Here is a 13,384-nt window from a genome sequence, read left to right on the forward strand (position 1 = left end):
GCAGATGTTGGCCCATGCCCCGTAAAACCTGGCGCGCTGCGCTCGCTGCCTATGCCAGCCCGTCGACCGTGGTGCTCCTGCTGCTCGGCTTCGCCGCCGGCCTGCCTTACATGTTGGTGTTCTCGACGCTTTCGGTGTGGTTGCGCGAGGCCGGGGTGGCCCGTGAGACCATCGGCTACGCGAGCCTGATCGGCCTGGCCTACGCCTTCAAATGGGTCTGGTCGCCGTTGCTCGACCAATGGCGCCTGCCGCTGCTGGGCAAGCTTGGCAGGCGCCGTTCATGGCTGGTGCTGGCGCAGATCCTGGTACTGGTCGGGCTGATCGGCATGGGCTTCTGCGATCCGCAAAAGCACCTGTCCTGGCTGATCGCCCTGGCGGTCCTGGTGGCTTTCGCCTCCGCCACCCAGGACATCGCCGTCGATGCCTACCGTCTGGAGATTGCCGACGACCAGCGCCAGGCCGCCCTCGCCGCCAGCTACATGGCCGGCTACCGGGTTGCCGCGCTGCTGGCTACCGCTGGCGCACTGTTCTTTGCCGAATGGTTCGGCTCCACCGGTTTCAGCTACCTGCACAAGGCCTGGACCGGCACCTACGTGCTGTTCGGCGTGATGATGCTGCCTGCGGTGATCACCACGCTGCTGATGCGCGAACCGCCAGTCCCCTTGCGAACCCAGTTGCAGGCGGCTCGCTATGGATTCGGCCATCAGCTGATGTCGGTATTCGTGCTGATTGTGCTGCTGGTTTCGGTTCCGGCGATGTTCACCCAGTTGTACAACACCGATTTCGCCAGCGTGCTGTTCGACGGCGTCAGCCTGCTCGACCTACTGCTCGAAGACCGCGCCTTCCTGCGCGCCATCCTCTACACCACCCTGACCTGCCTGTGCCTCTCGTCAATGGGCCGCCGCGGCCTGGCGCCAGTGCTGACACCGGTCAACGACTTCATTCATCGTTACCGCTGGCAGGCACTGCTGCTGCTCGGCCTGATCGCCACCTACCGCATGTCGGACACGGTGATGGGCGTAATGGCCAACGTGTTCTACATCGACCAGGGCTTCACCAAGGACCAGATCGCCAGCGTCAGCAAGATCTTCGGCCTGATCATGACCCTGCTCGGCGCCGGCGTCGGCGGCCTGCTGATCGTGCGCTTCGGTATCCTGCCGATCCTGTTCATCGGCGGCGCCGCCTCGGCCGCCACCAACATCCTGTTCGTGATGCTGGCCGACATGGGCCCGAACATCCAGATGCTGGTCGTCACCATTTCCCTCGACAACTTCAGTTCGGGCCTGGCCACCTCGGCCTTCGTCGCCTATCTGTCGAGCCTGACCAACCTGAAGTTCTCCGCCACCCAGTACGCCCTGCTCAGCTCGATCATGCTGCTGCTACCGCGCCTGATCGGTGGCTACTCGGGCGTGCTGGTGGAGAAGTTCGGCTACCACGATTTCTTCCTGATCACCGCACTGCTTGGCGTGCCGACCCTGATCCTGATCGCCGTGCATTGGCACCAGGAGATCCGCCGCGATAAGGAACCGCAACAGCAGGCCGGGCAACCCGCAGCGCCGCCTGCCAGCGAGCAGCAGCAGCAGCCCTGATCAGGATTGCTGCCGCAGCACCGTTGCTAGCGGCCAGAGCGCCAGCACACCAGCCACTGCCGAGGCCAGGGCGAAGGCCAGCAGGCTGGTGCCTGCCCCCAGCATCGCCATCACCGCGCCGCCCAGGCCCAGCAGGGCGATGGTGATCATTCCCAGCATCGCCGATACCAGCCCCTTGCTCTGCTCGCTGCTGAACAGGGTCATGCGATACAGCACGGCGTTAGCGATGCCCAGGCCCAGGGCGTAGATCGCCAGGCCGACCACCAGGCTAGGCACGCTCGGATAGATCCAGCTTGCCAGCACGGCCGCGGCCAGACCGATAAGAAATGGCCACAGCGCGCCGCGTACCAGCGACTTCAACGGGTAGCGATCGGCGATGCGGTTGATGATCAGGTTGCCGAGGATCAAGCCGCCGAACACCGGCAATTGCCACAGGGCGTACTCCATCTTGCTGAGCCCTTCGTCATGGATCAGCAGCACGGGCGACAGGCCGATCCAGCCGATCAGCGGCAGGCCGATCAAGCCCAGGGCAGCGCTGCCCGCGACGAAGCGACGGTTGGCAAGCAGTTGCGCGTACCCGGACAACAACGGCAGCAGATGAATCGGCTGGAACTCCAGGCGCGAACCATCACGGCGTTCGACGCCGAGGGTTTCCGGCATGTAGCGGTACAGGGCCAGCCAGGCCAGCACGGCGGTGACGCCGAACAGCACGAACAGCCAGCGCCACGACACCCACTCCAGCAATAGCGTCCCCACCAGGGGCCCGAGCAGTGGCGAGAGCAAGGCGATATTGGCCAACAGTGCCATCATCCGTACCGCGTCCGCTTCGCTGAAGGCCTCGTTGAGCGCCGGATAGCTGACCGTCACCACGAAGCCCAGGCCGATGCCCTGCAACAGGCGCAACAGGTTGAACACTTCGATGCCATCGACCCAGTAGGTCGCCAGGCACGCCAGGCAGAAGAACGCGCAGCCGCCGAGCAACAACGGCCGCCGCCCATAGCGGTCGGCCAGCGGGCCGATCAGCCATTGCAGGAGTACGCCACCGAGCAGATAGAGGTTAAGTGCGTGAGGGATGAATTCGGGGCTGGCATCGAGGTCACTGACCACCTGCGGCATGGCCGGCATCACCACGTCACTGGCGAGGTAGGTCAGGAGTTCGAACAGGGCCAGGGTCAGGGCAAAGCAGAAGGCCCGGAAAGGGGTGATCTTGATCAGCGGAGTCATGGTTCGGTCGGCAGAGTGAATCGAGACCGGCTTGTATGCCAGAAAAGCCCTGTGGACCGATAGCGGGGAGAAGTGAAGAAGTGTAATGGGCTGATGACCTCATCGCTGGCAAGCCAGCGATGAAGCCCTCAACCACGGCACAAGGCTGTGTTACTGCACAGCAGTCTCCTGCACCACACGGATCACGCGCTGCGGAAAGGGAATGTCGATGCCTTCTTCCTTGAGCCGGTCGCGGGCATGCTCGTTGAGCATGAACATCACGTCCCAGTAATCCGCGGTGTTCACCCAGATGCGCAGGGAAACGGTGATGGAGCTGTCACCGAGGGTCGAGACCACCGCCTGCGGCGCCGGGTCCTTGTGGACCCGCGGGTCGTTGTTGGCAAGCTCGAGCAGGACGTTGCGCGCCTTCTGCAGGTCGGCTTCGTAGTCGACACCCACGTCGAACACCACCTTGCGGGTCGGCTGGCGGTTGTAGTTGGTGATGATGCCGTTGGACAGGTTGCCGTTGGGCACGATCACCGTCTTGTTGTCACCGGTGCGCAGCACGGTGTGGAAGATCTGGATGCTGTCCACGGTACCGCTGACGCCCTGCGCCTCGATCCAGTCGCCCAGGCGGAACGGACGGAACAGCAGGATCAGCACGCCACCGGCGAAGTTCGCCAGGCTGCCCTGCAAGGCCAGGCCGATGGCCAGGCCGGCGGCACCGATGGCGGCGACGAAGGAGGTGGTTTCCACGCCGATCATCGAAGCCACGCTGACGAACAGCAGGATCTTCAGAATGATGTTGGCCAGGGTGCTGATAAAGCCTTGCAGTGCCATGTCGGCATTGCGCAAGGCCAGCAATTTGCCCAGCTTGGCGGTGACCTTGTTGATCAGCCACCAGCCGATCGCCAGGGTGACCAGGGCCAGGGCCAGGCGGCTGCCGTATTCCATGATCAACGGAATCCACGTCTGGGACGTCCTGACCAGTTGATCGACCTCTGCATTCAAATCCATATGCCCTCCTGATGCGGCACGAAACACGAATTAAAGCACCGCAAACGATTCCGCGACGCAAGGAACCTCGGACGCTGTCACAACGCCAAGGTTCCACAAGCGCGGCGGTCAGTCGCGGAAATTGTTGAACTGCAGCGGCATGCCGAACTCCTTGCCACGCAGGGCGGCGATGCACTCCTGCAGGTCGTCGCGCTTCTTGCCGGTGACGCGGATCTGCTCGCCCTGGATGGCCGCCTGCACCTTGAGCTTGGCGTCCTTGATATGAGCGACGATCTTCTTCGCCAGTTCTTTATCGATACCTTCCTTGAACACCGCTTCCTGCTTCATTTCCTTGCCGGAGGCGTAGGCATCCTTCAGTTCCAGGCACTGGACGTCGATCTTGCGCTTGACCAGGGCCAGACGCAGGATCTCGACCATGGCTTCGAGCTGGAACTCGGCTTCGGCGGTCAGGACGACGGTCTGGTCCTTCTCCTTGAACTCGAAGCTGCCCTTGCCTTTCAGGTCGTAGCGGCGGTCCAGTTCCTTGATGGCGTTTTCCACGGCGTTGGTGACTTCGTGCTTGTCCAGTTCCGATACCACGTCGAACGACGGCATACCTTTTTCTCCAGAAAATAAAAGGTGCGCTGGCACTCCTGAAGGGAGTGCGATGGAGCGCACCGGGTTTGACGGTTAAAATGCCGGGTCATTATAAACGCTTGGGAAACGCTGATGAGCAGCACCTGGCATATTCTCGGCGCCGGCAGCCTCGGCAGCCTCTGGGCCTGCCGCCTGGCCCGGGCCGGCAAACCGGTCCGCCTGATCCTGCGTAGCCCCCAGCGCCTGCAGGACTACACCGAGGCAGGCGGCCTGACCCTGGTCGAACAAGAGCGGCGGACGAGCTTCGCCATTCCCGCCGAAACCCTCGACGCAGAAACCCCGATCCAGCGCCTGCTGCTGGCGTGCAAGGCCTATGACGCAGACAAGGCCGTCGCCAGCATCGCCCATCGGCTGGCCCCGGGCGCCGAGCTGATCCTGTTGCAGAACGGCCTGGGCAGCCAGGACGAAGTCGCCGCGCGGGTCCCCCGGGCCCGTTGCATCTTCGCCTCCAGTACCGAGGGCGCCTTTCGCGAACATGACTGGCAGGTGAATTTCGCCGGGCACGGCTTCAATTGGCTGGGCGATCCGGCCAATCCGCTGGCGCCGACCTGGCTCGATGACCTGGCCGAGGCCGGCATTCCCCATGAATGGACGCCGGATATCCTCACCCGCCTGTGGCGCAAGCTGGCCCTGAATTGCGCGATCAATCCACTGACCGTGCTCTACGACTGCCGCAACGGCGGGCTCGCTGGGCATCACTGCGAAGTGGCGACGCTGTGCGCCGAGCTGGCCGACCTGCTGCAACGCTGTGGCCAGCCGCAAGCGGCGGAAAATCTGGAAAACGAGGTCCAGCGAGTGATCCAGGCCACTGCCGCGAACTACTCTTCGATGTACCAGGACGTACGCAACGGCCGCCGTACCGAAATCCACTACCTGCTCGGCCACGCCTGCAGCAGCGCAATGCGCCACGGCCAGCCGCTGCCGCACCTGGAACGGCTCTACCGGCGCCTGGTCGAACACCTGGACAGCCACGGATTGCCCAGCGACTGAGGGCAGCGCTACCCTGCCCCTCCACCCACAGGATTCTGCCGTCACCATGCCCTTGCGCGAACGCCTGGAAAACCTGCCGGTCGGCCAGAAACTGCTGGCGGCCCTGCTGGTGCTGTTGATCACCATCCTGCTGGTGGCCAACCTGACCTTCATCAGCGCTGCCTACTGGATTTCCCAGGAGGCGATGGCTCCCCAGGCCCTGCAGACCATCGGGCGCCTGGTGTCCAATCCGCAACTGGCGCAACAGGCGACCGACTCGCCGGAAGCGGCCAACCGCCTGCTCGACGAGCTGGACACCTACACCCCGCTGCGCGCTGCCGCACTGTATGGCAGCGATGGCAGGATCCTCGCCCAGTTGCAGCATGGCGAACCGATCGCCCTGCCCAAGCGCTTTCGCAATATCGAAGGCTGGCGCCTGACCGAGTTCCGCAACACCCAGCTGATTCGCCTGCCCCGCAGCGGCAGCCCTCCCGGCCATCTGCTGCTGGTGGCCAGCAGCGAACTGCCCGCCGCCTTCTATACCGGCACGCTGACTGCCAGCCTCGGCATCCTGGTCTTCAGCGTATTGCTGTGGATGATCATCGCCCGGCAGATCAAGCGCCTGATCACCCAGCCGATCTACCAACTGGAACAACTGTCGCGCCAGGTTACCCGGGAAGAGAACTATGCCCTGCGCGCCCGCCCCGGCAACCATGACGAGATCGGCAGCCTGGCGGAGGCCTTCAACACCATGCTGTCGCGCATCGAGGCCCGGGAGCAGCAGCTCAAGCGCGCCCGCGACGAGTTCCAGCAGGCCTACGACCAGGCCCAGGGCCTGGCCGAGGAAACCCGCCATACCAACCGCAAGCTGGAACTGGAAGTCCAGGTACGGGGCAAGATCGAGCGCAAGCTCACCGGTTTCCAGAACTACCTCAACAGCATCATCGACTCCATGCCGTCGGCGCTGATCGCCCTCGACGAGCAGTTGTACGTGACCCAATGGAACCAGGAAGCCAGCAGCCTCTCCGGCACACCGCTGGACGAGGCGTTGAACCAGCCGATCTTCCTCGCCTTCGAACCGCTCAAGCCGTTCCTGCCGCAGCTCAAGGAAAGCGTGGAAAAGCACCGGGTGGCGAAGATCGAGCGGGTGACCTGGACCCGCGACGACGAGCCGCGCCATTACGCCCTGACCTTCTACCCGCTGATGGGCGGTGGCGGCCGTGGCGTGGTGATCCGCATCGACGACATTACCCAGCGCCTGTCGCTCGAGGAAATGATGGTGCAGTCTGAAAAAATGCTCTCGGTGGGCGGCCTGGCCGCCGGCATGGCCCACGAAATCAACAACCCGCTGGGTGCAATCCTGCACAACGTGCAGAACATCCGCCGGCGCCTCTCGCCAGACCTGCCGAAGAACCTGGAAGCCGCCAGCGAGGCCGGGATCGACCTGGGCACGGTCAATCGCTACCTCGAAGCGCGCCAGGTCCCGCAATTGCTCGACGGCATCCAGCAGGCCGGGGCGCGGGCGGCGAAGATCGTTACCCATATGCTCAGCTTCAGCCGCCGCAGCAACCGGCAGATGGCGCCTTGCGACTTGCCGGCGCTGATCGACCAGGCGGTGGAGATCGCCGGCAACGACTTCGACCTGACGATCGGCTTCGACTTCAAGGGCCAGGCCATCGTCCGCCAGTTCGACCCGGAGCTCGGCCCGGTACCGGGGACCGCCAACGAACTGGAACAGGTGCTGCTCAACCTGCTGAAGAATGCCGCGCAAGCCATCCACCTGCGCCAGGACAACAGCGAACCCGGGCGCATCACCTTGCGTACCCGGCTGAACCCGCCCTGGGCGGAGATCCAGGTCGAGGACAACGGTATCGGCATGCCCGAAGCGGTACGCAAGCGCACTTTCGAGCCTTTCTTCACCACCAAGGAGATCGGCCAGGGTACCGGTCTTGGGCTGTCGGTTTCGTATTTCATCATCACCAACAACCACAAGGGCCAGATGGAAGTGCAATCGAGTCCGGGCCAGGGAACCTGCTTCACCCTGCGCCTGCCTCTGACGGCCTCGCCACTGCCGGCCCCGCGCAAACTGGAGTCATGAGCATGGGTTTCCGCCTGTCGAAGATCTACACCCGCACCGGGGACCAGGGTGAAACCGGCCTGGGCGATGGACGCCGGGTGCCCAAGGACCATCCACGCATCGAGGCGATCGGCGAGGTGGATACGCTGAACAGCCAGTTAGGGCTGTTGCTGGCGGGACTGGACGGCGAGGGACTGACGGAACTGATCGAGGTACTGGCGCCTTGTCAGCATCGGCTGTTCGACTTGGGTGGCGAACTGGCGATGCCCACTTACCAGGCGCTGGACAAGATCGAGATAGGGCGGTTGGAGGCGGCGATCGATCGGTGGAACGAGGAGCTCGGGCCGCTGGAGAACTTCATCCTGCCGGGAGGCTCGGCGCTGGTTGCCCAGGCCCACGTGTGCCGGAGCCTGGCACGCAGTGCCGAGCGGCGCTGCCAGCAGTTGAATGCGCTGGAGCCGCTGGTGGGGGTTGGGCTGGCCTATATCAATCGGCTTTCCGACCTGCTGTTCGTTGCAGCGCGCTTGATCGCCCGGCGCCAGGGCATCGGCGAAATCCTCTGGCAGGCTGCCGCGAAACCCTGAGCGGAAGCCGGATCCTGACAACATTTTTGTCCTTGCCGGCCTCATCGCTGGCAAGCCAGCTCCCACAGGGTTATCCGCCGGACACAAAACCCATGGCTGACACTGGACCTTGTGGGAGCTGGCTTGCCAGCGATGAGGCCAGACCTGACAGCATCATTGTTCAAGCCAGCTCTCACAGGATCTGGTGTGAAGTCAGATCTCGGGCCAGAACGCACGGATTCCGGCAACACCCTGCGCACCGATCTGCCAGGCGCGCTCACGCTCGTTCGGGCCAACGCCACCGAGCAGGAACACCGGCTTGTTGAAGCCATCGATCATCTGCTGCGCCGCGTCCCAACCCAGCGGCTGAGCCTCGGGATGGGTCTGGGTCGCCTGCACCGGCGACAGCGTCACGAAGTCCACGCCCATCCGCTCGGCCAGCGCCAGTTCTTCAGCACTGTGGCACGACGCCGCCAGCCATCGCTCCTTGGGGAACGGCCGGCCATTGGGGGCATACTTGCGCAATTGCTCGGCAGTCAGGTGCCAGCCGGCAGACGGAAAGTCGCCCAGCCATTCCAGCGGCCCCTTGAGCATCAACTGCGCCTTGCCGGCGCAAAGGCCTACGGCATCGACCGCGACATCCCGATATTTCGGGTCGTACATGTTCGGCGCGCGCAATTGCACCAGCTTGATCCCACCGGCAATCGCCTTCTGGATACCACGCAGCAGGTGTGGGGCTTCCAGGTCGTCGGGGGTGATCAGGTAGTCGCCTGGCAAGCGCGCCGCCGCGACGATGGGCCGGTTGGCTTCGGGGAATTCGTATTGCCCCAGATCCCGTGGCGATACCCAGGCCAGCGGCTGGCCCTCGGCACCATGGGGCTCGCCGGTGAAGGCGTTGACTTCCCAGACGTCAAGCATGACCTGCTTGTCCGGGTAGTCGTGCCTGATCTTGATCAGTGGCCGCGCGGCGGTGACCCCGATGCCCAGCTCTTCGTGCAGCTCGCGGGCCAGGGCTGTCTCGACGGCTTCGCCATCCTCGACCTTGCCCCCGGGAAACTCCCACAGGCCGCCCTGATGCTGGGTTTCGCCACGCCGGGCGATGAGAATACGGCCATCCGCGCCACGAATGACGGCGGCGGCGACATGAATCCGTTTCAACTTTGAACTCCGCTGATTGAGAGGATGCCGCCGTCTGGCCAGGCCAGGCGGCGGCGTTCGATCAGGTGCGGTATTCCGCGTTGATCTTCACGTACTCGTGGGACAGGTCGGTGGTCCAGATGGTCTCGCTGCACTGGCCACGGCCCAGCTCGATACGGATGGTGATTTCTTCCTGGGCCATGACGGCGGCGCCCTGGTCTTCGGTGTAGGTCGCGCTGCGGCCGCCCTTGGAGGCAATGCAGACGTTGTCCAGGTACACGTCGATCAGGCTGACGTCGAGGTTCGGAACGCCGGCACGGCCCACCGCCGCGAGGATACGGCCCCAGTTCGGATCGGAGGCGAAAAGCGCGGTCTTGATCAGTGGCGAGTGGGCGACGGCGTAGCCGACGTCCAGGCATTCCTGGTGGTTGCCACCACCGTTGACCTGCACGGTGACGAACTTGGTGGCGCCTTCGCCGTCACGGACGATGGCCTGGGCCACTTCCATGCAGACTTCGAATACCGCCTTCTTCAGCGCTTCGAACAACGGGCCGCTGGCCTCGGTGATCTCGGCCACGTCGGCCTTGCCGGTGGCGATCAGCATGCAGCAGTCGTTGGTCGAGGTGTCGCCGTCGATGGTGATGCGGTTGAACGACTTGTTGGCGCCGTCCAGGATCAGGTCCTTGAGCACTGCCGGAGCGACCTTGGCGTCGGTGGCGATGTAGCCAAGCATGGTAGCCATGTTCGGGCGGATCATGCCCGCGCCTTTGCTGATACCGGTGACGGTAATGGTCACGCCTTCATGCTGGAACTGACGGCTGGCGCCCTTGGGCAGGGTGTCGGTGGTCATGATGCCGGTGGCGGCTTCGGCCCAGTGGTTCTCGGACAAGTTGTCCAAGGCGGCCTGCAGGGCGCCTTCGATCTTCTCGACCGGAAGCGGCTCGCCGATTACACCGGTGGAGAACGGCAGCACGGCGCTGGCGTCGACGCCGGTCAGCTCGGCCAGCTTGGCACAGGTGCGTTCGGCGGCCGCCAGGCCCGGGGCGCCGGTACCGGCGTTGGCATTACCGGTGTTGGTCAGCAGGTAACGCACGGTGCCCTGCACGCGCTGCTTGGCAATGATCACCGGGGCGGCGCAGAAGGCATTCAGGGTGAACACACCAGCGACACTGGAGCCTTCGGCACAGCGCATCACCACCACATCCTTGCGCCCCGGGCGCTTGATGCCCGCAGAGGCGATACCGAGTTCGAAACCGGGAACCGGGTGCAACGTTGGCAAAGGACCAAGACCAACAGCCATGAAAGCGCTCCTAGAAAAAATTCACCGCCGGCAATCCGACGGTGCTTGAGATGGAACAACGCCGCGACGGTGGAGACCGGTCGCGGCGCGGTGTTCAGGTTTCAGCGTGACAGGCTCGATCAGTTGATCTGCCCGTGGCAGTGCTTGAACTTCTTGCCGGAACCGCACCAGCACAGCTCGTTGCGGCCCAGTTTCTGGTCGTTGCGTACCGGTGCGGCGGCGACGGCGACTTCAGCGCCCTCCTCCAGCTGCTCGGCAGCTTCCAGGCCTGGCGCTGCGGCATGCTGGAACTGCATGCGCTGGGCCAGCTCCTCGGCTTCGCGGCGCAGACGGGCTTCTTCCTCGACCGGGTCCTCGCGGCGGACCTGGACATGGGAAAGCACGCGGATGGTGTCGCGCTTGATCGACTCCAGCAGCTCCTGGAACAGAGTGAACGACTCGCGCTTGTACTCCTGTTTCGGGTTCTTCTGGGCGTAGCCGCGCAGGTGGATACCGTGGCGCAGGTGGTCCATGGTCGACAGGTGGTCTTTCCACAGGTCGTCGAGGACGCGCAGCAGGATCTGCTTCTCGAAGGTACGCAGGGCTTCGGCGCCAGCGCTGTCTTCCTTCTCGTTGTAGGCGGTGACCAGCTCGTTGAGGACCTTCTCGCGCAGGGTCTCCTCGTACAGCTTGTCGTCTTCGTCGAGCCACTGCTGAATTGGCAGTTTCACCGCGAAGTCGCTGGCCAGGGATGCCTCCAGGCCGGCCACGTCCCACTGCTCGGGCAGCGATTGCGGCGGAATATGCTGGGCGAAGGTTGCATCGAGGGTTTCCTGGCGGAACTCGGCGATAGTGTCGCCGATGTTCTCGGCAGCCAGCAGGCTGTTGCGCATGTGGTAGATCACCTTGCGCTGCTCGTTGGCTACGTCGTCGAACTCCAGGAGCTGCTTGCGGATGTCGAAGTTGCGACCTTCGACCTTGCGCTGCGCCTTCTCGATGGCGTTGGTCACCATGCGGTGCTCGATGGCCTCGCCGGACTGCATGCCCAAGGCCTTCATGAAGTTCTTCACCCGGTCGGAGGCGAAGATGCGCATCAGGCTGTCTTCCAGGGACAGGTAGAAGCGGCTCGAACCCGGGTCGCCCTGGCGACCGGAACGACCACGCAGCTGGTTGTCGATACGGCGCGATTCGTGGCGCTCGGACGCGATCACGTGCAGACCGCCGGATTCGATCACCTGCTGGTGACGCTTCTGCCAGTCGGCCTTGATCTGGGCGATCTGCTCGGGCGTCGGGTTTTCCATGGAAGCCACTTCGACTTCCCAGTTGCCGCCCAGCAGGATGTCGGTACCGCGACCGGCCATGTTGGTGGCGATGGTCAGCGCGCCGGGACGACCGGCCTGGGCGATGATCTCGGCTTCCTTCTCGTGGTACTTGGCGTTCAGGACCTTGTGGTCGATACCTTCCTTCTTGAGCAGGTTGGACATGTGCTCGGAGGTTTCGATGGTTGCCGTACCGACCAGGACAGGACGGCCGGAGGCCATGCTTTCCTTGATGTCGGCGATGATCGCGGCGTATTTCTCGTCGGCGGTCAGGTACACTAGGTCGTTGAAGTCCTTGCGCGCCAGCGGCTTGTTCGGCGGGATGACCATAACGTTGAGGTTATAGATCTGGGCGAACTCGAAGGCTTCGGTGTCGGCGGTACCGGTCATGCCGGACAGCTTGGTGTAGAGGCGGAAGTAGTTCTGGAAGGTGGTCGAGGCCAGCGTCTGGCTTTCGGCCTGGATATTCAGGTTTTCCTTCGCTTCGATGGCCTGGTGCAGGCCTTCGGAGAGACGACGGCCCGGCATGGTACGGCCGGTATGTTCGTCGATCAGCAGGACCTGGCCATCCTGGACGATGTACTCGACGTTGCGGTGGAACAGCTTGTGCGCCCGCAGGCCGGCATAGACGTGGGTCAGCAGGCCAAGGTTGTGCGCGGAGTAGAGGCTCTCGCCCTCGGCCAGCAGGCCGACCTGGGTGAGCATCTCCTCGATGAACTGGTGACCGGCTTCGTTGAGTTCGACCTGGCGGCTTTTCTCGTCGATCTTGAAGTGGCCTTCCTGGGTGACCTGGCCTTCCACTTCCTCGATGTGCTGGGTCAGGCGCGGGATCAGCTTGTTGATCTCGATGTACAGCTTGGAGCTGTCTTCGGCCTGGCCGGAAATGATCAGCGGGGTACGGGCTTCGTCGATCAGGATGGAGTCGACTTCGTCGATCACGGCGAAATTCAGCTCGCGCTGGAATTTCTCTTCCAGGCTGAACGCCATGTTGTCGCGCAGGTAGTCGAAGCCGAATTCGTTGTTGGTGCCGTAGGTGATGTCGGCGGCGTAGGCAGCGCGCTTCTCTTCCGGCGGCTGGAACGGGGTGACCACGCCTACGGTCAGGCCGAGGAATTCGTACAGCGGACGCATCCAGTTGGCGTCGCGACGGGCCAGGTAGTCGTTGACCGTGACCACGTGCACGCCCTTGCCGGACAGCGCATTGAGGTAGACACCGAGGGTTGCCACCAGGGTCTTGCCCTCACCGGTGCGCATTTCCGCGATCATGCCTTCGTGCAAGGTCATGCCGCCGATCAACTGCACATCGAAGTGGCGCATGCCCATGATCCGCTTGCCGGCCTCGCGCGCGACGGCGAATGCTTCCGGCAGGAGCTGGTCGAGGGTCTCGCCTTTGGCCAGGCGCTCTTTGAACTCGGGGGTCTTGGCCCGCAGCTGTTCATCGGAGAGGGCCACCATCTGCTCTTCGAAGGCATTGACGATCTGGACCGTCTTGAGCATGCGTTTCACTTCACGCTCGTTCTTGCTTCCAAAAAGTTTCTTTAACAAAGGCGCAAACATATCGGCAGGATCTTCCACACATAGGGATGGAGGGCGGC

The 13,384-nt window shown here is 63.6% G+C and carries 10 protein-coding genes; 4 read left to right on the forward strand and 6 right to left on the reverse strand.

The genetic code is table 11. The annotated features are described in order from the left end of the window. The first annotated feature begins 14 nt into the window (after positions 1-14). Positions 15-1,589 (forward strand): AmpG family muropeptide MFS transporter, encoded by a 1,575-nt coding sequence (locus tag N7650_RS10575; RefSeq protein ID WP_279898118.1) that lies wholly within the window; start codon positions 15-17, stop codon positions 1,587-1,589. Here N7650_RS10575 and N7650_RS10580 read toward each other — a convergent pair whose 3' ends face one another. From N7650_RS10580 to N7650_RS10590, 3 genes are all read right to left on the reverse strand, one after another. Further along, on the reverse strand, positions 1,590-2,813 hold the full coding sequence (locus N7650_RS10580; protein ID WP_279898120.1) for an MFS transporter: 1,224 nt from the start codon (positions 2,811-2,813) through the stop codon (positions 1,590-1,592). It abuts the gene before it with no gap. 150 nt (positions 2,814-2,963) lie between these two features. Continuing rightward, a complete protein-coding gene (locus tag N7650_RS10585) occupies positions 2,964-3,809 on the reverse strand; it encodes a mechanosensitive ion channel family protein (RefSeq protein ID WP_279898121.1) in 846 nt (281 codons plus the stop codon). Between the two features lie 108 nt (positions 3,810-3,917). Then, on the reverse strand, positions 3,918-4,403 hold the full coding sequence (locus N7650_RS10590; protein WP_009395536.1) for a YajQ family cyclic di-GMP-binding protein: 486 nt from the start codon (positions 4,401-4,403) through the stop codon (positions 3,918-3,920). Between the two features lie 114 nt (positions 4,404-4,517). On the opposite strand from N7650_RS10590, the gene N7650_RS10595 reads away from it, so the two are divergent. From N7650_RS10595 to N7650_RS10605, 3 genes are read left to right on the forward strand one after another with little or no spacing between them, the layout of a single operon-like run. Further along, positions 4,518-5,435: a putative 2-dehydropantoate 2-reductase gene (locus tag N7650_RS10595; protein WP_279898122.1), complete on the forward strand. Its 918-nt coding sequence runs from the start codon at positions 4,518-4,520 to the stop codon at positions 5,433-5,435. 46 nt (positions 5,436-5,481) lie between these two features. Next, on the forward strand, positions 5,482-7,512 hold the full coding sequence (locus N7650_RS10600) for an ATP-binding protein (protein ID WP_009395533.1): 2,031 nt from the start codon (positions 5,482-5,484) through the stop codon (positions 7,510-7,512). Positions 7,513-7,514: 2 nt separating this feature from the next. Next, positions 7,515-8,075, forward strand: coding sequence for a cob(I)yrinic acid a,c-diamide adenosyltransferase (locus tag N7650_RS10605; protein ID WP_279898125.1), 561 nt, complete (start codon positions 7,515-7,517; stop codon positions 8,073-8,075). Between the two features lie 192 nt (positions 8,076-8,267). Here the strand turns inward: N7650_RS10605 and N7650_RS10610 are convergent, their stop codons facing one another. From N7650_RS10610 to secA, 3 genes are all read right to left on the reverse strand, one after another. Continuing rightward, positions 8,268-9,212, reverse strand: coding sequence for a Nudix family hydrolase (locus N7650_RS10610; protein WP_009396690.1), 945 nt, complete (start codon positions 9,210-9,212; stop codon positions 8,268-8,270). 61 nt (positions 9,213-9,273) lie between these two features. Beyond that, a complete protein-coding gene (argJ, locus tag N7650_RS10615) occupies positions 9,274-10,491 on the reverse strand; it encodes a bifunctional glutamate N-acetyltransferase/amino-acid acetyltransferase ArgJ (RefSeq protein WP_279898126.1) in 1,218 nt (405 codons plus the stop codon). Positions 10,492-10,610: 119 nt separating this feature from the next. Further along, positions 10,611-13,346 carry a preprotein translocase subunit SecA gene (secA, locus tag N7650_RS10620; RefSeq protein ID WP_009396687.1) on the reverse strand — a complete coding sequence of 912 codons (2,736 nt, stop codon included), beginning with the start codon at positions 13,344-13,346 and terminating at the stop codon, positions 10,611-10,613. Between the last annotated feature and the right edge of the window lie 38 nt (positions 13,347-13,384).

Source organism: Pseudomonas sp. GD04058, assembly GCF_029836855.1.
In the GTDB taxonomy this organism is placed as follows: domain Bacteria; phylum Pseudomonadota; class Gammaproteobacteria; order Pseudomonadales; family Pseudomonadaceae; genus Aquipseudomonas; species Aquipseudomonas bharatica.